This is a genomic window from Kitasatospora sp. NPDC004272 (assembly GCF_053603035.1).
On record NZ_JBSGET010000003.1, the window covers coordinates 21,915 to 44,287 of the forward strand.

Sequence of the window (22,373 nt, forward strand, 5' to 3'; positions counted from 1 at the left end):
TCCGCGTGGCGGCGAAACACGGTGTGACCAGCGCAACCATTGCCGCCATTGACGGGGGGCGACGTGCTATTGTCGAAGCAGTTGCAGTATTGGTTCCCATGAACGTGTGTGTGCGCCTGCTGGTTCCAACCGACAGGCGCATTTGTTTTGTCCGGTGTTTAGTCTCCGGATGGGGATCGCGGCTACGTGGGGCGCACGAGGTGTGTGTCCCAATGCCCCAGTGAAAGTGGAGACGGTTATGGCTACCGGCACCGTGAAGTGGTTCAACAGCGAAAAGGGCTACGGCTTCATCGAGCAGGACGGCGGCGGCGCCGACGTCTTCGCTCACTACTCGAACATCCAGTCGACCGGCTTCCGTGAGCTGATCGAGGGCCAGAAGGTCGAGTTCGACGTCACGCAGGGCCAGAAGGGCCCGCAGGCCGAGAACATCCGCCCCATCTGAGTCCCGGCTCACGCCGACTCCTAGATGTCGCAGGCGAGGGCCCGTACCTCCACAGGGTACGGGCCCTCGTCCATGCCGCCCGACGGCCGGGGCGGCCCCACTCCCTCTTTCGGCGGCCGATTCATCGTTCAGCCCCGTCGTGCCCGTGCACACCGGCTGACGGCCCCTCAGAGAGTGGAACACGCATGCCCGAACAGTCCCGTCCGCGCACCGACCAGCCCCGCACCGGGCGGTCCCGTGCCGACCAGCCCCGCGGCGAGCAGCCCCGCACCCGCGGCGGCCGGCCCCGCACCGGCGGTGCGCCGCGCACCGAGCAGCCGCGCCGTCCGCGCCGCGGTGCCGCCGCGCCCGCGCCCGCCGAGGACTTCACGCCCGTGCAGGGCACCCCGTCCCGGCCGCCGGCGGCGAGCTTCGCCGAGCTGGAGCTGCCCGCCGGGCTGCTGAAGGAGCTCGGCGCGCAGGGCGTCACCGAGCCGTTCCCGATCCAGGCCGCCACGCTGCCGGACGCGCTGGCCGGGCGCGACGTGCTCGGCCGCGGCCGCACCGGCTCCGGCAAGACGCTGGCCTTCGGCCTGCCGCTGCTGATGCGCACCCACGGCAAGCGGGCCACCGCGCGCCGCCCGCTGGGCCTGGTGCTGGTGCCCACCCGCGAGCTGGCCCAGCAGGTCACCGAGGCACTCGCCCCGTACGCCGGGGTGCTGAACCTGCGGATCACCACCGTGGTCGGCGGCATGTCGATCACCCGGCAGTCCAACCAGGTCCGGCGCGGCACCGAGGTGCTGGTGGCCACCCCCGGCCGGCTGGACGACCTGATCCAGCGCGGGGACGTGTTCCTGGAGGACGTGGCGATCACCGTCCTCGACGAGGCCGACCAGATGGCCGACATGGGCTTCCTGCCGCAGGTCGTCAAGCTGCTGGAGCAGGTCGCCGAGGGCGGGCAGCGGATGCTGTTCTCCGCCACCCTGGACCGCAACGTGGACCGGCTGGTCAACCGCTTCCTCGCCGACCCGGTCACCCATTCGGTCGACCCGTCGGCCGGGGCGGTCACCACCATGGACCACCACCTGCTCCAGCTCGACCCCGCCGACAAGGCCGAGACCACCGCCCGGATCGCCTCCCGCGAGGGCCGGGTGATCATGTTCGTGCACACCAAGCACGGCGCGGACCGCCTGGCCAAGCAGCTGCGCGCCAACGGCGTGGTGGCCGCGGCGCTGCACGGCGGCAAGTCGCAGCCGCAGCGCAACCGCGTCCTCGACCAGTTCCGCGAGGGCGAGGTCACCGCGCTGATCGCCACCAACGTGGCCGCCCGCGGCATCCACATCGACGGCCTCGACCTGGTCGTCAACGTCGACCCGCCGATCGACCACAAGGACTACCTGCACCGAGGCGGCCGCACCGCCCGGGCCGGCGAGTCCGGCACCGTCGTCACCCTGGTGCTGCCCGAGCAGCGCCGCGAGGTCAACCGGCTGATGAGCATCGCCGGGATCCGGCCGACCGTCACCAAGGTCCGCCCCGAGGACGGCGACCTCAAGCGCATCACCGGCGCCCGCACCCCCTCCGGCGTGGCCGTGACCCTGCCGGTGCCCGCGACGGCGGCCGCCCCGGTCCAGGAGAAGCCCGCGGCGGCGAACGGCGAGGGCGGCGGCGGTCGTGGCCGCGGCCGCGGGCGCGGCGGGGCCAAGCCGGTGGACGGCGAGGCGCGCCGCCGCCCGGCCAAGCGGGCCGACGCCGGACTGCCCAAGGACCTCGACATGAGCGGCAACCCGCGCCGCCCCCGCCCCAAGCAGCGCCCCGGCGGCGGGAACCCGCAGATGGCGGCGGGCTTCATCGGCAAGGCGTCCGGCCGGGCGAAGCCGGGCTCCGGCGCGAAGAGCGGCTCCAACTACGGGACCGGCCGCCAGCGCCGCAAGGCGGACTGACGGCCGGTGCGGCCGGACGCCGAAGGGCTGGGCGCGGGTGCGCTCAGCCCTTCGGCGCGGCGGGACGCTCCGGGACGGCAGGGTCCGTCGGGGCGTCGGAGGGCCCCGAGGGCTTGGACAGTGCCCGGACGGCCGTGACCAGCGGGGCCAGCTCGGGGCGCAGTTCGGCGCCGTCGAGCGCCTCGGCGAGGGCCCGGTCGTTGGTGGGACGGGCCTCGGCGAGCAGGTCGAGGCCGGCCGGGGTGACGTTGGTGTAGATGCCGCGCCGGTCGGTCGGGCACAGGTAGCGGGCCAGCAGGCCGCGGTCCTCCAGCCTGGTGACCAGGCGGGTGGTGGCGCTCTGGCTGAGCACGACCGCGTCCGCGAGCTGGTTCATCCGGAAGTGGCCGCCGTCGCCGTCGTGCTGGTCGGAGAGCACGTCCAGCACCGAGAACTCGCGGACGCTGAGCTCGTGCCCGGCCTGCAGGGCGCGCTCGACGTGCGCCTCGATCCGGCCGTGCAGGGCGGTGAGGGCGCACCAGCCGTGCGCCAGTCCTGGGTCCGGACGGGTCATGGCCGGGGGCTCCCTTCGTCGGCGGTCCTTGCTCTCCTGCCGGTGACAAGCTTATGCGAAGTGCGCAAATTCCCGCGCCTGCAAGTATCGCTGGTCTGCTGGTCTGCTGGTCTGCTGGTCTGCTGGTCGGCTGGTCGGCCGGTCGGCCGGGGAAGGGGAACCGGGATGGAACGGGACGCGCGGATGGACGCGCAGGAAGCGGCGCTGGACGCGCTGCTGGCGGTGCTCGGGCTGGAGGTCCGGATCGAGCCGGACGCGCGGGTCGCCGCGCTGGCCGCCCGGGCCCCCGGCTACGAGCAGTACCACCGGATCGGCCACAAGCGGCAGGCCGCGTACCGGCACCTGGCCGCGGACCGGGCGGCGGTCCGTACCCACTACCGGTCGGTGCTGGACGCGCTGCTGACCGACGACGACCCCTCCTCGCCGCGCTGGCTGGCCCAGGTGCTGGCGGTCGCGGGCGGGAACCGGCGGCTCCAGCAGGAACTGGTCGCCGCACTGGAGGACGGCGAACCCCTGCGGCAGGTCTGCGCGGTCGGCGCCTGGCGGTGGGCGGACGCCCCGCACGGCGACCTGGAGCAGCGCTTCCGGGCGGCCCGCCGGGAAGCGGCCCGGAATGCCGCCGACCCGTGGGTGCGCGAACGGATGGTGGATTCGCCCGGCACGCGCGGAAATTGACGGAACATCAGATTTCCGTTCACCGGGCGGCCTTCGGAGGGCCCTGCGGTGGTCGGTTCCCGGAGCGCCGGGAAAGCGGTTCGGGCACGGCCCCGGTCCGTCGCCTCGGGCACGGGCCCGAAGTCGCGCCGGGCTCCCGGGTGACGGCTTCGGGCAGGTCCGCGCCGACGAGTTCGGCGGGCAGCAGGACGGTCCAGGGCGGGGCCGGGCGGAGGTGGCGCGCTCAGGCGGTGCGGGACGTCCGGACGGGGCGGGCCAGGGCGGCTGCGGCGTGGCGGGAGAGGACCAGGCGGGCGAGTTCGGGGGCGGCGCCGAGGACCGGGGCGAGGTGGTCGGCGCCGTGGGCCGTCGCGGCGGTGGCGATCCGGTCGGGGAGCAGGCCCGGGGCCAGCAGGTAGGGGGCGACGGCGGTGGCGCGGACGCCCGGGGTGGCGCGCAGCGCGGCGAGGGCGTCCTCGACGGTGGGCTGGGCGGCGGAGGCGTGCGCGGTGGTGACGGCGGCCCAGCCCCGGGTGCGGCGCCACTCGGCGGCCACCGCGCGGGTGGTGGCGTTGGCGGCCGGGTCGGAGGAGCCGGCCGCGGCCAGCACGACGCCGGTGCGGGCCCGGACGGCCGGGTCGGCGACGTCCAGACCGGTCCCGGCCAGGCGGCGGTCCAGGGCGTCCAGCAGCAGCGGGGAGGGGCCGAGGACGTCCGCGACCGGGATCGCCGAACCGGCGGCGCGCAGGGCGGCCGGGATGTCGTGCTTGGCGTGGAAGGCGCGGTTCAGCAGCAGCGGGACGGCGATCGCGTCGGTGAGGCGCGGGGCGACCTGGGCGATGCGGGGCGCGCAGTGGTCCAGGTAGGCGGTGCTGACGGCGAGACCGGGCGCGAGGGCGCGGACGGCGTCGGCGAGCGCCTCGACGGTCGCGGCGTGGCGCGGGTCCCGGGAGCCGTGCGCGAGCAGCAGCAGCGGCGGGAGGGCGGGCGCACCGGCTGCGGGCGGCGGCGTCCGGCGCGCGGCGGCGGGGGCGGTGCCCGGCTGCGGGCAGTGCCCTGCTGCGGCGCGCAGTTCTCCGGGCCCCTGGCGGGGTGCGGGAGTCGAGGCGCTCAAGCCGCCGCGCTCCTGGCGGGGCGCGGCGGGGGAGTCCCGGCGGTCCGGTCGGGCCCCGCGCCCTGGTGGGGGCGCGGGGGTGGGGCGTGTGGTGCGGGGGGTCATGCGGTCAGCGGGAGTTGACGAGGAGGCCGCGGCTGCGCAGGACGTGGCGCTCCAGCGGGGAGAAGAACAGCAGGTCGATGGCGACGCCGACGAACAGGATCAGCAGGATGCCGAGCAGCACGCCGGACATGTTGGAGAACTCGCGCTGGTTCTCCAGGTACCGGCCGAGCCCGAGGCCCAGGTCGGGGGAGGCGGCGATGAGTTCGGCGGCCATCAGGGAGCGCCAGGAGAAGGCCCAGCCCTGCTTGAGCCCGGCCAGGTAGCCGGGCAGGGCGGCGGGCAGCAGGATGTGGCGGGCGCCGCGCAGGCCGGTCGCGCCGAGGGTCTGGCCGGCCCGCAGGTAGATCGGCGGGACCTGGTCGATGCCGCTGATCAGGCCGTTGGCGACGGACGGGACGGCGCCGAGCAGGATCACCGCGTACATCGCGGAGTTGGTGATGCCGAGCCAGATGATCGCGGCGGGCACCCAGGCCACCGAGGGCAGCGACTGCAGGCCGGAGAGGACCGGGCCGAGCGCGGCCCGCACCGGCTTGACCCGGGCGACCAGCAGGCCGATCGGGGTGCCGATCACGACGGAGAGCACGAAGCCGGACAGGCCGCGCCAGACGCTGGTCCAGATGATCGAGAACAGCGTTCCGGCGTACCAGAGTTCGGTGAGCGAGTCCCAGACGTCGGCGGGGCTGGGGAGCTTGTCGGGGGTGGTGAGGTCCAGGCTGTAGGCGATCTGCCAGACGGCCAGGACCAGCACCACGCCGAGGACCGGCGGCAGGACCTTCTGGCGCAGCACGGTGGAGAACGGGGTGCGCTGCGCCTGGACGGTCTCCAGGGCGTCGAGGCCGGCCTCGACGCTCGCGCTGTCGGCGGACTCGGCGTCCTTGGCGTCCTTGGCGTCCTTGGCGAGGGGGACGGCGGCGGTGTCAGTGCTGGACATGGCGGCGGATCTCCCCACGCAGTTCTTCGGTGATCTCGATGGACAGGTCCGCGACTCCGGCCGACTCGATCCGGCGCGGCTGCGGCAGGTCGATCCGCCACTCCTTGGCGATCCGGCCGGGGCGGGAGGAGAGCAGCACGACGCGCTGGGCGAGGCGGACGGCCTCGCGGACGTTGTGGGTGACGAACAGGACGGCGAGCTGCTTCTCCGCCCAGATCCGGGTGATCTCGTCGTGCAGGACGTCGCGGGTGATGGCGTCGAGCGCGGCGAACGGCTCGTCCATCAGGAGCACCTGGGAGCCCTGGGCGAGCGAGCGGGCCAGCGCGACGCGCTGGCGCATGCCGCCGGACAGCTCGTGGACGCGCTTCTTGTACGAGCCCTGGAGGCGGACGAGTTCGAGCAGCCGCTCGGCCTCGGGGCGGCGCTCGTCCTTGGGGACGCCGGCCAGCCGCAGCGCGAGCTCGATGTTCTTGCCGGCGGTGAGCCAGGGGAACAGCGCGTGGTCCTGGAACATCAGGGCGGGGCGGCCGCCGGGCACCTCGATGCTGCCGGAGGTCGGCTTGTCCAGGCCGGCCACCAGGTTGAGCAGGGTTGACTTGCCGCAGCCGGAGGCGCCGAGCAGGGTGACGAACTCGCCGGGTGCGACGGTGAGGGAGATGTCCTCCAGCACCGGTGCGGCGGTGCCGGGGCGGCCGAAGGTCTTGTGCACGTGCGAGATCCGGACGGCGGTGTCGCCGTCCGGACGGCCCGTGCCGGGGGCGTCGGGCGAGGTGGTCAGTGCCGTGGTCACGGGCACCTCCTGCGAGTGTGGTTCCGGGCAGGGCGGGGATCGGTGTCCGGGGTCCGGCCCCGCGCCCGCCCGGTGAGTGGGCATCGGTTGGGCGGGCGCGGGGCGCGGACCTCGGGGCCTGGGAGGTCTTACTTGGTGCCCAGACCGGCGTCGGCGACGGCGGGCTGGTTGTTCTCCTTCAGCACCTTGTTGAGCAGGGTCAGGTCGTAGATCCCGGCCAGGTTGGGCTTCTTGAGCAGCCCGGCGTTGACGGCGTGGTCGGCCTCGGCCTGCAGGGTGCTCGCCAGCGGGTCGTCGATGAAGTCGATGTCCTGCCAGGCCGGGTCGAGGATCGCGGCGTCCAGCGAGTTGCCCGCGTCGGCCTTGATCTGGGCGTTGGCGACGTCCTTGGCCTGCGCCGAGTTGGCCTTGATCCAGGCGTTGGTCTTCACCGAGCCGCGCAGCACGGCCTCCACCACGTCCGGGTGCTCCGTGAGGAACTTCTGCGAGACGATCAGGTTGGTGATGACGAACTTCTTGTCCGGCCAGACGTCCTTCTCGTTCAGCAGGACCTTCGCGCCCAGGGTGACCAGCTTGGAGGCGGTCGGCTCGGGCACCCACGCGCCGTCGATGGAGCCGGACTTGTACGCGTCGGGGGTGACCTTGTTGTCGGTGCGCAGCACCTTCACGTCGCCGTCGCCGGTCTGGGCGTCGACCTTGTAGCCCTTCTCCGCCAGGTAGTTGAGCAGGGCGACGTCCTGGGTGTTGCCGAGCTGCGGGGTGGCGATCTTCTTGCCCTTGAGGTCGTCCAGGGTGCTGATCTTGTCCGGGTTGACGACCAGCTTGACGCCGCCGGAGGCCGAACCGCTGATGATCTTCAGCGACTTGCCCTCGGACTTGGTGAACCCGTTGATGGCGGGGGAGGGGCCGACCCAGCCGATGTCGATCGAGCCGGCGTTCAGCGCCTCGATCTCCGCCGGGCCGGCGTTGAAGACCTGGGTCTTGATCTGGGTGCCGCCCAGCTCCTGCTGGATGATGCCCTGCTTGAGGCCGACCAGTGCGGTGCCGTGGGTGAGGTTGGCGAAGTAGCCGATCTTCACGGTGTCCGCGGACAGCTTGGCGCCGCTCGCGGCCGGCTTGGCCGAGGCGCTGTCGTCGCTCTTGGAGCCGTAGGAGCAGGCCGACAGCAGGCCGGCGGTGGTCAGCACGGCGACGGTCGCCACGGCGGCGCGTCTGATCCGGCCCGCGCGGGGGCGTGCGGAGGTATGGGTGAGCTCGGTGCTCGGTGCCATGAGAGGTGTCCCGTTCGAGAGAGAAGGAAGGTCGCGCACTGGGTGTGCCTGACGTGCTGCCGGGGCCGGGCCGACTCCGCCGTGCCTGCTGTGGGAAGGAACGGCGGCGTGCGGGCCCGGTGACAGGGGCTCAGCGCCCCTGTCCGCCCCCACATCGCGTCAGGCCGCCCTGGCCGCTGCCGAGGACGCCGCTGCCGATGCGGCCGCCTTCCTTGTCCATGCCCGAGAACGCCTCGCTGGGCATCAGACCCAGTCCTCCTCTTCCGGAGCGTCAGGTGCGTCGGTGGTGCTGACGGTGTCGAACGCCTCGCCCGCCATGCCGGCGGTGAGCGTGGTGCCGTCGGACGGGTCGATCAGGACGAACGAGCCCGTGCGGCGGTTGTCGGTGTAGTCGTCGAGGGCCAGCGGCTCGGCGGTGCGCAGCACCACGTGGCCGATGTCGTTGACGTTCAACCCCTCGGCGCCGGAGCGCCGTTCGAGGGTGTCGATGTCGATCCGGTAGGAGATCTCCTTGACGAGGGCGCGCACGGTGCGGGTGGTGTGCTTGAGCAGCACCTTCGCGCCGACGTGCAGCGGACGCTCGTTCAGGTGGCAGACGGTGGCCTCGACGTCCTTGGTGGGGACGGGCACCCGGCCGGCCGCGATCAGGTCGCCGCGGGAGATGTCGATGTCGTCCGCGAGGCGGACCGTCACCGACTGCGGGGCCCAGGCGATCTCGGTGGCGGTGCCGAGCGCGTCGATCGCCGCGACGGTGGAGGTGTGGCCCGAGGGCAGCACCGTCACCGCGTCGCCGACCCGCAGCACGCCGGAGGCCAGCTGGCCCGCGTAGCCGCGGTAGTCGTGGAACTCCTCGCTCTGCGGCCGGATCACGTACTGGACCGGGAAGCGGGCCGGCTCGGCGCTCGGGTCGGTGCCGACCGGCACCGTCTCCAGGTGCTCCAGCAGCGTCGGGCCGCCGTACCAGTCCATGTGGGCCGAGGGCTCGACCACGTTGTCGCCGGCCAGCGCCGAGATCGGCACCGCCACGACGTCCTTGACCCCGAGCGAGGCCGCGTACGCGGTGAACTCCTCGGCGATGGCCGCGAACACCGGCTCCGCGTAGTCGACCAGGTCCATCTTGTTGACCGCCAGCACCACGTGCGGGACGCGCAGCAGGGCGGCGACCGCGGCGTGCCGGCGGGTCTGCTCGACCACGCCGTTGCGGGCGTCGACCAGCACCACGGCCAGCTCGGCGGTGGACGCGCCGGTCACCATGTTGCGGGTGTACTGCACGTGGCCGGGGGTGTCGGCGAGGATGAACCGGCGCCGGGCGGTGGCGAAGTAGCGGTACGCCACGTCGATGGTGATGCCCTGCTCGCGCTCGGCGCGCAGGCCGTCGGTCAGCAGCGCCAGGTCGGGGGCCTCCTGGCCGCGCCGGCGGGAGGCGTGCTCGACGGCCTCCAGCTGGTCGGCCAGCACCGACTTGGAGTCGTGCAGCAGCCGGCCCACCAGCGTGGACTTGCCGTCGTCGACGGAGCCCGCGGTGGCGAAGCGCAGCAGCGAGGTGGCGGTGGCTTCCTGGGTGGTGCTCATTGCTTAGAAGTACCCCTCGCGCTTGCGGTCTTCCATGGCGGCCTCGGACATCTTGTCGTCGGCGCGCGTCGCCCCTCGTTCGGTGAGGCGGGAGGCGGCGATCTCGGTGATCACGGCCTCGATGGTGTCGGCGTCGGAGTCGACCGCGCCGGTGCAGGACATGTCGCCGACGGTGCGGTAGCGCACCAGCCGGGTCTCGACCTGCTCGGTGGCCTTCGGGCCGCCCCACTCGCCGGCGGTCAGCCACATGCCGTCGCGCTTGAACACCTCGCGCTCGTGGGCGTAGTAGATCTCCGGGAGCTCGATGCCCTCGCGCTCGATGTACTGCCACACGTCGAGCTCGGTCCAGTTGGACAGCGGGAAGACCCGGACGTGCTCGCCGGCCGCGTGCCGGCCGTTGTACAGCGACCACAGCTCGGGGCGCTGGCGGCGCGGGTCCCAGGCGCCGAACTCGTCGCGGAGCGAGAAGACGCGCTCCTTGGCGCGGGCCTTCTCCTCGTCGCGGCGGCCGCCGCCGAACACGGCGTCGAACTTGTTGGACTCGATGCCGTCCAGCAGCGGGACGGTCTGCAGCGGGTTGCGCAGCCCGTCCGGGCGCTCGCGCAGCACGCCGCGGTCGATGTAGTCCTGCACCGCGGCGACGTGCAGCCGCAGGTTGTGCTCGGCGACCGCGCGGTCCCGGTAGGCCAGCACCTCGGGGAAGTTGTGCCCGGTGTCCACGTGCAGCAGGGCGAACGGCACCGGCGCGGGCGCGAACGCCTTCAGCGCCAGGTGCAGCATCACGATGGAGTCCTTGCCGCCGGAGAACAGGATCACCGGCCGCTCGAACTCGCCCGCGACCTCGCGGAAGATGTGCACCGACTCCGCTTCGAGGGCGTCCAGGTGGGACAGCGCGAAGGGCGTGTCCTCGGCCCGGAACAGGCGCTGGGTGGTGACGGTCATGCCAAGCCCCTCTCGGTCAGGAAGGCGTGCAGTTCGGCGGCGGACTCGGCCACCGTCCGGCCCTGGGTCTGGAGCCGCAGCTCCGGCTTCTCGGGCGCCTCGTACGGGTCGTCGACCCCGGTCAGGCCGGAGATCTCGCCGGCCGCCTGCTTGGCGTACAGGCCCTTGACGTCCCGCTCGGAGCAGAGCTCGACCGGCGTGGCGACGTGGATCTCCAGGAACCCGGTGCCGTTCGCGGCGTGCCGCTCGCGCACCGCGGCGCGCGAGTCGGCGAACGGGGCGATCACCGGGGCGAGCACCTTGACGCCGTTGGCGGCCAGCTTCTCGGCGACGAAGCCGATCCGGGTGACGTTGGTGTGCCTGTCCTCGCGGGTGAAGCCCAGGCCCTTGGAGAGGAACTCGCGGATCTCGTCACCGTCCAGCACCTCGACCCGGTGGCCCTCGGCGCGCAGCCGCTCGGCCAGTGCGAACGCGAGGGTGGTCTTGCCCGCGCTGGGCAGGCCGGTCAGCCACACGGTGGCGCCGCGCTCGCGGCCCGCGGCCGCAGTCTCGGCGGTGGTCACGGTGGTTACTCCTGACGGTCGGTGACGGTGGTTCACGTGCTGCTCGTACTGGCGGCGGCTCAGAGGTGGATGCCGCACTCGGTCTTGCCGGAGCCCGCCCAGCGGCCGGCCCGGCCCTCCTCGCCCTCGCCGGGCTTGGCGGTGCAGGACAGCGGCGAGCAGCCGATCGAGGTGTAGCCCTCCCACAGCAGCGGGTTCAGCAGCACCCCGTTGGCCTGGACGTACGCGTCCACGTCGTCCTGCGTCCAGCGGGCGATCGGGGCGACCTTCACCTTGCGGCGCTTCGGGTCCCAGGCCACCACGGGGGTGTTGGCGCGGGACGGCGACTCGTCGCGGCGCAGGCCGGTCGCCCAGGCGTCGTACGCGCCCAGGCCGCGGTTCAGCGGCTCGACCTTGCGCAGCGAGCAGCACAGGTCCGGGTCGCGGTCGTGCAGGTTCGGCCCGTACTGGGCGTCCTGCTCGGCCACGGTGAGTTTCGGGGTCAGCGTGATCACGTTGACCGGCATGGTCGCGGCGACCGCGTCCCGGGTGCCGATGGTCTCCGGGAAGTGGTAGCCGGTGTCCAGGAAGACCACGTCGACGCCGGGCAGCGCGGTGGAGGCCAGGTGGGCGACCACCGCGTCCTCCATCGAGGACGTCACGCAGAACCGCTTGCCGAAGGTGTCGGCCGCCCAGCGCAGGACTTCCTGCGCGGTGGCCTCCTCCAGCTCGCGGCCCGCGGCGACGGCTATCGCCTCGTAGTCAGTCGCGGTCGTCATGTCCGTTACCCCCGTGGTTCGTTGACAGCAGTCCGAGGAACTTCAACTGGAAGCCCCGGCGGCACGCCCGGCATTCCCACGACCCGTGGCCGCTCTCGGACGGGCGCAGGTCCTCGTCCCCGCAGTACGGGCAGTAGAAGGGGGCGGCCCGTTCGGTCACGAGAGCTGCTCCTCGGTGGCCCGGACCGTCCACTGGGCGAACCGCTCGCCGTCCCGGCGCTCCGCCTGGTAGCGGGTCAGCACGCGCTCGACGTAGTCGGGCAGTTCGGCGCTGGTGACCTTCAGGCCGCGGACCTTGCGGCCGAAACCGGCCTCCAGGCCCAGGGCGCCGCCCAGGTGCACCTGGAAGCCCTCGACCTGCTCGCCGTTCGCGTCGACGACCAGCTGGCCCTTGAGGCCGATGTCGGCGGTCTGGATCCGGGCGCAGGCGTTCGGGCAGCCGTTGATGTTGATGCTCAGCGGCTCGTCGAACTCCGGCAGGCGGCGCTCCAGTTCGTCGATCAGGGTGCGACCGCGCTCCTTGGTGTCGACGATCGCCAGCTTGCAGTACTCGATGCCGGTGCAGGCCATCGTGCCGCGGCGGAACGGGGTGGGGTTCACCCGCAGGTCCAGCGCCTCCAGGCCGGCCACCAGGGACTCGACCTTGTCCTCGGCGACGTCGAGCACGATCATCTTCTGCTCGACGGTGGTGGCGAGGCGGTTCGAGCCGTGCTCGGCGGCCAGGTCGGCGATCTGCGAGAGCAGCTTGCCGTTGGCGCGGCCGACCCGCGGCGCGAAGCCGACGTAGAAGTTGCCGTCGTTCTGCCGGTGCACGCCGACGTGGTCGCGCCAGCGGTTGCTGGGCTCCTGCGGGCCGGGGCCGTCGGCGAGTTCGCGCTTCAGGTACTCGTCCTGCAGGACCTGGCGGAACTTCTCCGGGCCCCAGTCGGCGACCAGGAACTTCAAGCGGGCCCGGTTGCGCAGGCGGCGGTAGCCGTAGTCGCGGAAGATGCCGACCACGCCCGCCCAGACGTCCGGGACGTCCTCCAGCGGGACCCAGGCGCCGAGCCGCACGCCCAGCTTCGGGTTGGTGGACAGGCCGCCGCCGACCCACAGGTCGAAGCCCGGGCCGTGCTCGGGGTGGACCACGCCGACGAAGGCGATGTCGTTGATCTCGTGCACCACGTCGAGCAGCGGCGAGCCGGAGATCGCGGTCTTGAACTTGCGCGGCAGGTTGGAGAATTCCTTGTTGCCGATGTACCTGCGGTGGATCTCGTCGATCGCCCAGGAGCCGTCGATGATCTCGTCCTCGGCGATGCCCGCGACCGGGGAGCCGATCACCACGCGCGGGCAGTCGCCGCACGCCTCGGTGGTGGACAGGCCGACGGCCTCCAGCTTCTCCCAGATCGCCGGCACGTCCTCGATCCGCACCCAGTGGTACTGGACGTTCTGCCGGTCCGTCAGGTCGGCGGTGCCGCGGGCGTACTGCTCGGAGACCTCGCCGATCGCCTTCAGCTGGGCCACCGTCAACTGGCCGCCGTCGATGCGCACCCGCATCATGAAGAACTCGTCCTCAAGCTCGTGCGGCTCCAGGACGGCGGTCTTGCCGCCCTCGATGCCCTGCTTGCGCTGGGTGTACAGGCCCCACCAGCGCATCCGGCCGCGCAGGTCGTTGGGGTCGATCCCGGCGAAGCCGGTGTGGGCGTAGATCGTCTCGATCCGCGTCCGCACGTTGAGACCGTCGTCGTCCTTCTTGAACTGCTCGTTGCCGTTGAGCGGGGTGAAGTGCCCCATCCCCCACTGGCCCTCGCCGCGGTGGCGGGTCACCTTGCGGGCGGCGGGGCGGGCCGCGGGGGCGGCGCCGGCCTGAGGCTCGACCGTTTCGGGAGTGCGGGCCATGGTGTCAGTCCTTTGAGCGGCTTGGCGGGTGCGAGGTGCTGGCGGCCCCGGACGCGCTCCGCTCCCACCTGCGGCGTTCTACGCAGGCGGTGGGAGGGGGTGACGCTGGCCGGGCAGGTCTTGCGCACATCCGCGACGGCGGGGATGGCGCCGGTGCGGTGCGGCGTACGGAGGGCTCAGGTCACCGGACAGATGGCGCTGGACACGCGAAGGAGGTCGACGTGGAGTCGGCCAACTAGGGTGGTTCCGGCGCTAGACATGGCAAGAGATTCGCACGGCGAGCGACTCGCGGTCCACTAACGTCCGAATCCTGGACTCCATTGTTCCGAATGTTGAGACGAACCCCGAACCCGGGCAGCTCCGGGCCCCACCGGCCGTCAGTTCGGGCCGGTGGCGCGCCGGTCGTCCGGCCCGGGCCGATACCGTAGGGGCGTGCAAGGAGCAGGCAGTACCCCCCACCCGGTCGGAGCGCCCGGACCGGCCGGCGAACGGCCCTCCCGCCGACGCGGCGGACGGCGCCGCGCGGCCAAGCGAACCACCTGGTACGGCACCGTGTGGGCGCTGGTGAAGGACACCACCAACACCTGCGTCGAGTACCGGGTCACCGGACTCGCCGCCGAGGCCGCCTTCTTCACCCTGCTCTCGATCCCGCCGCTGCTGCTCTGCCTGGCCGGCACCCTCGGCTACCTCGACGACATCCTCGGGGCCGGCACCATCGACAAGCTCAAGCACGACATCGTCTCAGCAGCTGGGACGGTGCTCTCACCGAGCTCGATCGACCAGATCGTCCAACCCCTGCTGAACGACGTCTTCGACAGCGCCCGGCCCGACCTGATCTCGATCGGCTTCCTGCTCTCGCTCTGGTCCGGATCCCGGGCGCTGTACATCTTCATCGACACCATCACCGTCATGTACGGCCTCGACGGCAAGCGCGGCCTGGTCAAGACCCGGCTGATGTCGCTCGGCCTCTACCTCGGCGCGCTGGTCATCGGCTCGCTGGTGCTGCCGCTGCTGGTCGCCGGACCCGGACTGCTGCTCAACACCTTCCCGAGCTCGGCCGGGGCGATCACCGGCTTCTACTGGCCCGCCGCGATCGTCCTGCTGATCGTCTTCCTCACCACCCTCTACCACGTGGCCGTCCCGGTCTCCACGCCCTGGCGCGAGGACATCCCCGGCGCGCTGGTCGCCCTGCTCGTCCTGGTGGTCTGCAGCGTCGCCCTGCGGCTCTACCTGGTCAGCTCGGTCGAGGGCCACTCCGTCTACGGCTCGCTCGCCGCACCCGTCGCCGTACTGCTGTGGATCTTCGTGGTGGCACTGGCCGTGCTCATCGGCGCCGCCATGAACGCCGCCATAGACCGCCGCTGGCCCACCGTCGAGACCGCCGACGCCCGCGCCGAGAACGAGCGCCTCGCCGAGGACGCCGCCGTCGAGCGCGGCCGCGAGGCCGCCGCCCGCCGCGCCGTCGAACGCGCCGAACGCGCACGCCAGTTCGGCCTCGCCGACGGCCACGACGAGGACCTCTTCGACGAGGACGACGACCTCCCCGTCCCCAGCGAGTACCCCGAACGCTGGGCCGGCTTCCTCCCGCCCCGCGACGTCCGCCGCCGGATCAGCAGCCGGATCGGGACCCGGCGCCGCCGCCGCTCCGGCAAGTGAGCACGCGCCGCCGGGGCCGGGCGGTGGCGTCCGGGCCGGGGCGTCCGGTGGGTGGCGTCCGGTAGGTGGGCGCGGAGCCCCTCCCGCGGGTGCGCGGGAGGGGCCGACGGACCCGTTGCCGGCTGCTCGCTACCGGTTGCCGGCCGTCGTGGCGCGGCGCGCCGACAGCAGGGCGTGCACCAGCGAACCGGCCAGCGGGGCCGGGTCGGCACCGCTGTCCCCGACCGGCCGGAGCGTCAGCACGCCCCCGCGGAAGCGGACCCGCACCAGGCCGTCCGGGCCGCGCAGCGCCAGCACCGCGCAGCCCGGGTGGCGCCGCCACACCTCCTCCAGCGGACCGTCCGGGTGCGCGCCGTGCAGCACGTCCGCCAGCCGCCGGACCCGCTCCGGCTCGTCCGTCCGGGCCGCCAGGTGCCGGTCGCACCAGGCCGGGGCGCCCGGGGCGAGCGCGCCGGCCGGCAGCCGGACCGTCACCGTCACCGCCACCGTCCACCCCCCAGCAGCGGGGCGGGCGGTGCCAGCGGCGGCTCGACCGCCGGACGGGCCGGCTCGCCCAGCTCCAGCACCCGGTACAGCAGGCGGCGGATCCGGGGCAGGAAGGTGCCCGGCTCGGACGAGATCCGGGCCCCGATCTCCGCGTACGCCTCCCGCCGGTACCTCTCGTCCGCGTACGCCAACTGTTCGGCCAGCGGGTAGGACGGGTCCAGCGCCGGTGCGGTGCGCGCCAGTTGGACGCCCGGCGACAGCGGGTTCACGTTCCGGTGCGGGAACCGGGCCAGCAGGATCCGGGCCCCGGTGAGCGACGCGTACAGCGTCACCGAACCGTGGTCCCCGATCACGTAGTCCGCGGCCACCAGCAGCGGGCGCCAGTCGGTCTGCGGGGCGACCAGCGACACCGCGCCGCCCGACATCCCCTCCACCCAGCGGCGCACCTGCCAGCCGCCGTGCCCCGCCGCGACGTTCGGGTGCACCACCAGCGCCGTTCGGAACGGCCCGGCCGGCAGCTCGCGCACCAGCCGGGGCAGCAGCGCCTCCAACCCCCCGAACACCGAGTCCGGTCCCCAGGTCGAGCAGAGCAGCACCAGCCGCTCGCGCTCCGCCAGGCCCAGCGCGGCCCGGTACTCGGCCCGCCGCGGCAGCGCCGCCACGATCCGGTCGTGGTCGCCGTCGCCGACCACCTCCGCCACCGGCAGCACCTCCGGGCAGGTCCGCGCCAGCACCGCCAGGTCGTCCCGGTGGGCCAGCGCGTACGCCGCCGCGTTCGGGCGGCCCTGCCACAGCAGGTAGTCCCGGCCCAGGCCGGCCACCTCCCGTGCCCCGCCGTCCTCCCGCGCCCGGCCGTCCTCCCCGCTTCCGCCGCCCCGGCCGGCGGGACGGTCCCGGCGGCCCGTCACCGAGCCCGCCGGGGGCAGCGCCCGGGCCAGCTTCAGGTGGCCGGCCCCGTGCGGCAGCCGCACCAGCGGGCCGCGCACCCGCTCGATCCCCCGCGAACCGGCGGCCAGCACCAGGTCGAACTCGGTGGCCACCGCCTGCTCCCACGGCACCACCGTGCCGCCGAGCCCCATCAGGAACGCCGTCACCCCCTCGTTGAACGCGTGCGGTGCGACGGTGAACACCACCTGCACCCGCAGGTCCGCCGCCAGCAGCTCGCACACCTCGCGCAGCCGCTGCCCGTACACCACCGTGTGCACGACCGCCAGCACCCGCTTGCGGCCGGGCAGAGTCGCCCAGGACACGGGCTTCCCCCTTCTTCCTTCGCTTCCCCCACTACCCGGCCGTCGGCCGGAACGGCGGGCCCCGTGCGCCGCCGTCGGATGAGGGATGTCCGGACGCGGTGGCGGGACGGCTGGAGAACCCTTGCGCGGCTTGCGGAACCCTTGCGTCCGGCCGGTCGTGCGCGGGCGACCCGTTCGCGCTCCGGGGCGGGCGGTAATTCGGTGGCGCGGGTGGCGGGCGGCCACTAGCGTGGCGTTCGCCGATCGAGGGCACCCCGTGGCGGGGTGCGCGAGGCGCGTCCGGAACGGAAGGAGGTGAGGGCCGTGAGGCCGGTTCACGCAGGTGTTTTCCCCAGCGTTCGGAAGTCCACCGTGTCCATCACCCCCTGGCACCCGGTCCGCCGTCCTCCGGTGTCGCGCACGCGCTGACGCCGACCGGCCGGGGCCGCCCGTTCCCTCGAAGGGTCCCCGTTGATCACCATGCACGACCCCGTCACCACCCCCGACACCCCCGACACTCCCGTCACCGCTTCCGCGCACCCGCTCGCCGGGCTCGGCTGGACGGACGGGCGGGCCGCCGCGTTCGCCCCGCTCGCCGCCGCCGGACTGCTCCCCGGGCGGATCGTCCGGATGGACCGCGGCAGCTGCGAGGTGCTGCTCGTCGACCCGGACGACGGCGAGCCGGCCGTCCGCCGCGCCGCCACCCGTCCGGTGATGACGGCCGACACCGCGCACAACCCGTGCACCGGGGACTGGGTCGCCTACGACCCGGCCGCCCGGCCCGCCCCCGCCCTCGCGGCGGTGCTGCCCCGCACCACCGCGATCGTCCGCAAGGGCGCCCACAAGCGCTCCGAAGGCCAGGTCCTGGCCGCCAACGTCGACACCGTACTGATCGCCGTCTCGCTCGCCGCGGAACCCGATCCCGGCCGGATCGAGCGCCTGCTCGCCCTCGCCTGGGAGTCCGGGGCCGAACCGCTGATCGTCCTGACCAAGTCCGACCTGGTCCACGACGGCGACTTCGTCCGGGCGGACGTCGAGGCGATCGCCCCCGGTGTCACCGTCCTGACGGTCAGCGCCGAAACCGGCGAGGGGATGGACGCGCTGCGCGCCCGGGCCACCGGCTCCTGCGCGCTGATCGGCCAGTCCGGCGCGGGCAAGTCCACCCTCACCAACGCGCTCACCGGGACGGCCGCCATGACGGTCCAGCAGGTCCGCTCGGTGGACGAGAAGGGCCGGCACACCACCACCGTCCGCGAACTCGTCCCGGTCCCCGGCGGCGGCGCCGTCATCGACACCCCCGGCCTGCGCGGCGTCGGCCTCTTCGGCGGCGAGGGCATCGAACACGCGTTCGCCGACATCACCGCCGTCGCCGCCGGCTGCCGCTACGCCGACTGCTCCCACCGCACCGAACCCCGCTGCGCGGTCCGGGCCGCCCTCGCCGACGGCACCCTGCCCGAGCGCCGCTGGGAGAGCTACCTCAAGCTCCAGCGCGAGAACGACTGGATCGCCGCCCGCACCGACGCCCGCCTCCGCGCCGAACGGGCCCGCCACCGCAAGCACCTCACCAAGGCGGCCCGCTCCCGCCCCAAGCCCTGAGGTACCAACGGCCCGCAGCCGATGCCCCCTGCCGGGGCACCGGCCGCGGGCCGTTCCAGCCCGTGCCGGGTGGCTCAGATCCAGATCCAGAGCGAGTTGAGGTCGAGCACCTGTTCGGCCCCATCGGGGCCGGATATGGCGGAGCTGCGGAGATGGGGCCGGCCGGGACGGACGAGGAGGGTGGTGGCGCAGGGGGGCGCAGGGCGGAACACGTTCGGCGAGGTCCTTGCTCTTTGAGGGTCCAGTGTGACTGTCCCAACAATAGCTGATCTTCGGCATGCCGATTCGTCGGCTGGCGCTCATTGGTACGCGGCCAGGACAGGGGGGCCGAAGTTGCGCCACGATGGCTCGATCCGAGCGGGCAGCCGGGCGGAGCGGGGAAGGTTTCCGCCACTGGTTCGCCACAACCGAAAGCCCCGCACGCACCCCGGAAGGAATCCGATGATTTCCGGGGCGTGTGCGGGGCTTTCCGGTGGCGGTCGGGTGGACTCCTCCCGAGGTCTCAGCCGGTCTGCGCCGAGGGAGTGGACGGCCTTTCGCCTGGTCGGTCCCAGTGCTCGGCGAGTTGGCTCAGTCCCCGCCGGGCGGATTCCTCTTCGATCGGGGCGTGTATCGATCTGGCGATTCCGAGTGCTCCGGCATAGACCTCCCCGGCGGATTCCAGATTTCCGTTAAGGGCCAGTATCCGGGCTTTCACATTCATGGTCTCGGCCTGCCGGTGAAGGCTTCCCAACCGATGAAACGCTCGAAGCGAGTTCTCGATCAGGAGCAGGGATCGGCCTGTTTCTCCGGCTGCCGAGAGGACTTCCGCGAGATTGACCCGGGAAATGGCGAGGTCGATCTCCGAGATGATTCCCTCGCCGTTCTCCGAGACGTATTCGAGTGCCTCTCGGGCGGCGGCGGTGTCGCCGGTGTCGAGCCGCAGTGCGCCGATGTTCGTGGTCACCTGCAGGATGGCCGTTCGGTTCCCGCAGGCGCGGAAGCCCGCCAGCGCTTCGTTCAGGCTGGCCATGGCCTGCTCGGGCTCGCCCAGCTGGTTCTGCAGCAGGCCGAGGTTGACGAGGGCACCGGCCACCGCCGCCGTGGGGGCGTCGAGGGCGCGGAGGAGGGTGAGGGATTCGCGCTGCAGGGTCAGTGCCTGGTGGGGTTCGCCCCGTCGCCAGTGGAGCTGGGCCAGGTGTCCCAAGGCTTCGGCGGTGCCCCGGCGGTCGCCGGTGTCCTGGGCGAGGGTCAGTGCGCGGCGGGCCGCCTGGTCGGCGTCCGGGTACCGGGACACCTTCAACGCGTAGTGGGCGAGGGCCAGTCGGGCGTGCAGTTCGGGTTCGGTCGCGCCCGCGTCGCGCCAGTGGTCGGCGGCCGAGCGGTGGGCATCGAGAGCCTCCCGCCACAGGCCGGCGGAATCCATTCGGCCGTTCATGACGTGGATCAGGACGGCGGCGGATCTTCGGTCGCCGTCGGTTCGCAAGCTTTTTTCGAAGTCGCTCAGAGATCTGGTTTCGGTGGCCAGCCAGTCCCGGGCGGGAACCGTCCGGAGAACCTCGGCCGGAAGCTGCGGGCGGCTCCCGCCGGTGCCCGCCAGCAGGGCTTCCAGCGGCATCCGGTAACGTTCGGGGAAGGACAAGCGATCTGCTCTGTCCACCATCTCCGTAAGGAAGTTGACGCACCGTCGGATCGTGGCGGCGTGTTCCGCGGCGGATTCCTCCCGCGACTCCTGAACGGCCGCGTATTCGCGTACCAACTCGTGGAAGCTGAACCGCTCGACCGCGTGCTCGGCGAGCAGGCTGACTCCCATCAGGTCCTCGATCAGGCGTTCCGCCCGGTCGACGGGGCAGTCGATGAGTACCGCCGCGGTCAGCAGGCCGAAGTCGGTGCCCGGGTGCAGGCTCAGTCGGCGGAAGGCGCTCTGATGGTCGACCGACAGATCGTGGTACGACATGGCGAGGGTCCGGTGGAGGCTGTCCGGGCCATGTCTCAGCTCGCTCAGGCGGTCGCCGCGGGAGAGCCGGTCGGCGAGGTGGGCGAGGTCCCACGAGGAACGGGAGCGGAAGCGGCCGGCGGCGAGGCGGAGGGCCAGGGGGAGGTGGGCGCAGCGGCGGGTGACATCGGCGAGCCGGGCCTGGTCCGCGGCCCGTTCGGGGCCGATCAGGCGGGTGAACATGGCGGCGGAGGCGTCGGGCGGGAGGGCGTCGAGCGGAACGATGCTGACGGCGGGCAGTTCGGCCATCCGGTGGCGGCTGGTGATCAGGACGAAGCAGGTGGGGGCGGTGGGGAGCAGCGGGCCGATCTGGTCGGGGCCCGCGGCGTCGTCGAACAGCACCAGGGCGCGGCGTTGGGCGAGCAACTCGCGGCAACGGGACAGGAGTTCGTCGGATTCGAGGGGGATCTCCGGGGCGGGCACGCCGAACTGGCGCAGCAGGTCGGTGGCGGCGGCCTCGGGGCTGCGGTCGGGGCGGGCGGGGGAGTGGGCGGCGAGGCGGAGCATGAAGGCGCCGTCGGGGAAGTCCGGGAGCAGCCGGTGGGCGGCCGCGAGCGCGAGCGCGCTCTTGCCGCAGCCGGGCTGGCCGCTGAGCGCGATCACCGGGAGCGCGGTGGGCCGGTTTGCCGCGCAGGCCGGCCACTCGCCGCGGCCGGCAGCGGTGAGCATCTCCAACTCGTCGTCCCGGCCCACGAGTTCGGGGGCCGGGAGCAGGGTGGAGGGGCGCCGTTCCGGGGCCGGTGGCACTGCGGCGGCCGGTGCTGCTGCGGGCGGTGGCGTGGTGGCGGGCGGTGGGACGGCGGTGACCGGGGGCGCGGCCGGTCGGTCGACCAGGTCGCTGATGCGGTCCCGGCGCAGGATGCCCTCGTGCAGCCGGTCGAGTGCCTCGCCGGGGTTGGTGGCGAGGTCGTCGTACATCCGGCGCCGGATCCGCCGGTACACCGCGAGCGCTTCGTCGATCCGGCCGCAACCGTAGAGGGCGGTCATCAGGTGGGCGGCCACCCGTTCGTTCCACGGGCTCTGTTCGGCGAGTTCGGTGAGGTCGGGGACGAGGTCGGCGAAGTGGCCGAGGCGCAGTTCCACCTCGAAGCGGGTCAGCGAAGCGGCGAACCTGCGGTCCAGCAGTTGGCCGCGGACCTGCTGCGCCCACAGGCCGGGCAGTCCGGCGAGCGGTTCGCCCTGCCAGGCGCCGTCGGCCCGGCGCAGGACGGCGAGGGCCCGCCGGTCGTCCCCGGTGTCGGCCAGTCTGCGGGCTTCGAGGACGAGGTCGTAGTACAACTGCCAGTCCACTTGGTCGGCTCCGGCGTGCAGCGTGTAGGTGCCGGACCGGGAGACGATCTCGATCGGTGCGCCGTCCGTGCCGGCGCCCAGCTCGTTGGCCCGGCGCAGGGCCGTGCGGAGCCTGGAGAGGTAGCCGTACAGGGTGCTGGCGGCGCTCGGCGGAGGGTCGCCGTCCCAGAGCCGGTGGGCGATGGAGGAGGCCGACTGCGGGCGTTCCAGGTCGAGGGCGAGACAGGCGAGCAGGGTTCTGGTCTTGCGCGAACTGATGGGCAACGGCCGTCCCCCGGCCGAGAGTTCGACAGTGCCCAGCAGGTGGATCATCGCGGTGTTCCTCCTGTCGCCGGTTCCTCGGTCGCGCAGGAGGCGAGCATGGCACGGGTGCGGATGCGCTGCCATAGCACCCCGATGTTTCCCGGCGCCAGTTTTCCGGCATTGTTCCGGTGTTCGACCGGCCTTTCTGGTAATGGGCCGGTTCCCCGGTCGGGCCGGGACCGCCGATCGCCACCGGGGCGGGCGCGGCGGTCGCGGGGGCGGGAGCCGAATCGTCCGGGGGCCGGGACCTGGGCTTTCGGGAACGGGAGTCGGCGGAACGCCGGGAAGGCGGGCCGCCCGCCGGTGCCCCCGCCGTCCCGGCGCGCCGGGGAGCGCGGTCCGCTCG

General features: G+C 73.1%; 19 protein-coding genes. 5 read left to right on the top strand and 14 right to left on the bottom strand.

The window, feature by feature from the left end; genetic code table 11:
- Positions 1-238 precede the first annotated feature (238 nt).
- Both ACWEO5_RS01685 and ACWEO5_RS01690 read left to right on the top strand, forming a co-directional pair.
- Positions 239-442, top strand: coding sequence for a cold-shock protein (locus ACWEO5_RS01685; RefSeq protein ID WP_014135140.1), 204 nt, complete (start codon positions 239-241; stop codon positions 440-442).
- Between the two features lie 185 nt (positions 443-627).
- Entirely contained in the window at positions 628-2,361 is a 1,734-nt protein-coding gene (locus ACWEO5_RS01690) for a DEAD/DEAH box helicase (RefSeq protein WP_452159111.1), read from the top strand.
- 43 nt (positions 2,362-2,404) lie between these two features.
- On the opposite strand, the gene ACWEO5_RS01695 is transcribed toward ACWEO5_RS01690, so the two are convergent.
- Positions 2,405-2,914 (bottom strand): MarR family winged helix-turn-helix transcriptional regulator, encoded by a 510-nt coding sequence (locus tag ACWEO5_RS01695; RefSeq protein WP_452159113.1) that lies wholly within the window; start codon positions 2,912-2,914, stop codon positions 2,405-2,407.
- Between the two features lie 165 nt (positions 2,915-3,079).
- Here ACWEO5_RS01695 and ACWEO5_RS01700 point away from each other — a divergent pair, with 165 nt between their 5' ends.
- Positions 3,080-3,589 carry a hypothetical protein gene (locus tag ACWEO5_RS01700; protein WP_452159115.1) on the top strand — a complete coding sequence of 170 codons (510 nt, stop codon included), beginning with the start codon at positions 3,080-3,082 and terminating at the stop codon, positions 3,587-3,589.
- 223 nt (positions 3,590-3,812) lie between these two features.
- Here the strand turns inward: ACWEO5_RS01700 and ACWEO5_RS01705 are convergent, their stop codons facing one another.
- The 10 genes from ACWEO5_RS01705 to ACWEO5_RS01750 form a co-directional block, all read right to left on the bottom strand.
- Positions 3,813-4,541 (bottom strand): sirohydrochlorin chelatase, encoded by a 729-nt coding sequence (locus ACWEO5_RS01705; RefSeq protein ID WP_452159275.1) that lies wholly within the window; start codon positions 4,539-4,541, stop codon positions 3,813-3,815.
- Between the two features lie 250 nt (positions 4,542-4,791).
- Positions 4,792-5,718, bottom strand: a complete 927-nt coding sequence (locus ACWEO5_RS01710) for an ABC transporter permease (protein ID WP_452159117.1) — start codon at positions 5,716-5,718, stop codon at positions 4,792-4,794.
- Positions 5,705-6,508: an ABC transporter ATP-binding protein gene (locus ACWEO5_RS01715; protein WP_452159119.1), complete on the bottom strand. Its 804-nt coding sequence runs from the start codon at positions 6,506-6,508 to the stop codon at positions 5,705-5,707. The genes ACWEO5_RS01710 and ACWEO5_RS01715 overlap by 14 nt, the downstream gene beginning before the upstream one ends.
- Positions 6,509-6,636: 128 nt before the next feature.
- Positions 6,637-7,710, bottom strand: coding sequence for an ABC transporter substrate-binding protein (locus tag ACWEO5_RS01720; RefSeq protein WP_452159121.1), 1,074 nt, complete (start codon positions 7,708-7,710; stop codon positions 6,637-6,639).
- A gap of 312 nt (positions 7,711-8,022) precedes the next feature.
- Entirely contained in the window at positions 8,023-9,351 is a 1,329-nt protein-coding gene (locus tag ACWEO5_RS01725) for a sulfate adenylyltransferase subunit 1 (protein ID WP_344551872.1), read from the bottom strand.
- 3 nt (positions 9,352-9,354) lie between these two features.
- Positions 9,355-10,293: a sulfate adenylyltransferase subunit CysD gene (gene cysD, locus ACWEO5_RS01730; protein WP_452159123.1), complete on the bottom strand. Its 939-nt coding sequence runs from the start codon at positions 10,291-10,293 to the stop codon at positions 9,355-9,357.
- A complete protein-coding gene (gene cysC, locus ACWEO5_RS01735; RefSeq protein ID WP_452159125.1) occupies positions 10,290-10,856 on the bottom strand; it encodes an adenylyl-sulfate kinase in 567 nt (188 codons plus the stop codon). Before cysC ends, cysD begins: the two co-directional genes overlap by 4 nt.
- A gap of 59 nt (positions 10,857-10,915) precedes the next feature.
- Complete coding sequence (locus tag ACWEO5_RS01740) at positions 10,916-11,614, bottom strand: phosphoadenylyl-sulfate reductase (RefSeq protein ID WP_033250780.1); 699 nt, start codon at positions 11,612-11,614, stop codon at positions 10,916-10,918.
- Between the two features lie 156 nt (positions 11,615-11,770).
- Entirely contained in the window at positions 11,771-13,492 is a 1,722-nt protein-coding gene (locus ACWEO5_RS01745) for a nitrite/sulfite reductase (protein ID WP_452159128.1), read from the bottom strand.
- 176 nt (positions 13,493-13,668) lie between these two features.
- Positions 13,669-13,752 (bottom strand): putative leader peptide, encoded by an 84-nt coding sequence (locus ACWEO5_RS01750; protein ID WP_318264789.1) that lies wholly within the window; start codon positions 13,750-13,752, stop codon positions 13,669-13,671.
- A gap of 172 nt (positions 13,753-13,924) precedes the next feature.
- Between ACWEO5_RS01750 and ACWEO5_RS01755 the strand changes: the two genes are divergently transcribed.
- Positions 13,925-15,148, top strand: a complete 1,224-nt coding sequence (locus ACWEO5_RS01755; protein ID WP_344551877.1) for a YihY/virulence factor BrkB family protein — start codon at positions 13,925-13,927, stop codon at positions 15,146-15,148.
- A 129-nt stretch (positions 15,149-15,277) separates the two neighbouring features.
- Here ACWEO5_RS01755 and ACWEO5_RS01760 read toward each other — a convergent pair whose 3' ends face one another.
- Together ACWEO5_RS01760 and ACWEO5_RS01765 are read right to left on the bottom strand one after the other, a co-directional pair.
- On the bottom strand, positions 15,278-15,628 hold the full coding sequence (locus ACWEO5_RS01760; RefSeq protein ID WP_452159130.1) for a hypothetical protein: 351 nt from the start codon (positions 15,626-15,628) through the stop codon (positions 15,278-15,280).
- On the bottom strand, positions 15,625-16,884 hold the full coding sequence (locus ACWEO5_RS01765; protein ID WP_452159132.1) for a hypothetical protein: 1,260 nt from the start codon (positions 16,882-16,884) through the stop codon (positions 15,625-15,627). Before ACWEO5_RS01765 ends, ACWEO5_RS01760 begins: the two co-directional genes overlap by 4 nt.
- Before the next feature lie 459 nt (positions 16,885-17,343).
- On the opposite strand from ACWEO5_RS01765, the gene rsgA reads away from it, so the two are divergent.
- A complete protein-coding gene (rsgA, locus tag ACWEO5_RS01770; RefSeq protein ID WP_452159277.1) occupies positions 17,344-18,459 on the top strand; it encodes a ribosome small subunit-dependent GTPase A in 1,116 nt (371 codons plus the stop codon).
- 502 nt (positions 18,460-18,961) lie between these two features.
- Here the strand turns inward: rsgA and ACWEO5_RS01775 are convergent.
- Positions 18,962-22,036, bottom strand: coding sequence for a BTAD domain-containing putative transcriptional regulator (locus tag ACWEO5_RS01775; RefSeq protein WP_452159134.1), 3,075 nt, complete (start codon positions 22,034-22,036; stop codon positions 18,962-18,964).
- Positions 22,037-22,373: the final 337 nt, after the last annotated feature.

Bases quoted from the DNA above. Each gene is read 5' to 3' on its own strand.
- ACWEO5_RS01685 (WP_014135140.1), top strand. From the start codon at position 239: ATGGCTACCGGCACCGTGAAGTGGTTCAACAGCGAAAAGGGCTACGGC.
- ACWEO5_RS01690 (WP_452159111.1), top strand. From the start codon at position 628: ATGCCCGAACAGTCCCGTCCGCGCACCGACCAGCCCCGCACCGGGCGG.
- ACWEO5_RS01695 (WP_452159113.1), bottom strand. From the start codon at position 2,914: ATGACCCGTCCGGACCCAGGACTGGCGCACGGCTGGTGCGCCCTCACC.
- ACWEO5_RS01700 (WP_452159115.1), top strand. From the start codon at position 3,080: ATGGAACGGGACGCGCGGATGGACGCGCAGGAAGCGGCGCTGGACGCG.
- ACWEO5_RS01710 (WP_452159117.1), bottom strand. From the start codon at position 5,718: ATGTCCAGCACTGACACCGCCGCCGTCCCCCTCGCCAAGGACGCCAAG.
- ACWEO5_RS01725 (WP_344551872.1), bottom strand. From the start codon at position 9,351: ATGAGCACCACCCAGGAAGCCACCGCCACCTCGCTGCTGCGCTTCGCC.
- cysD (WP_452159123.1), bottom strand. From the start codon at position 10,293: ATGACCGTCACCACCCAGCGCCTGTTCCGGGCCGAGGACACGCCCTTC.
- ACWEO5_RS01740 (WP_033250780.1), bottom strand. From the start codon at position 11,614: ATGACGACCGCGACTGACTACGAGGCGATAGCCGTCGCCGCGGGCCGC.
- ACWEO5_RS01745 (WP_452159128.1), bottom strand. From the start codon at position 13,492: ATGGCCCGCACTCCCGAAACGGTCGAGCCTCAGGCCGGCGCCGCCCCC.
- ACWEO5_RS01750 (WP_318264789.1), bottom strand. From the start codon at position 13,752: ATGTCTAGCGCCGGAACCACCCTAGTTGGCCGACTCCACGTCGACCTC.
- rsgA (WP_452159277.1), top strand. From the start codon at position 17,344: ATGCACGACCCCGTCACCACCCCCGACACCCCCGACACTCCCGTCACC.
- ACWEO5_RS01775 (WP_452159134.1), bottom strand. From the start codon at position 22,036: ATGATCCACCTGCTGGGCACTGTCGAACTCTCGGCCGGGGGACGGCCG.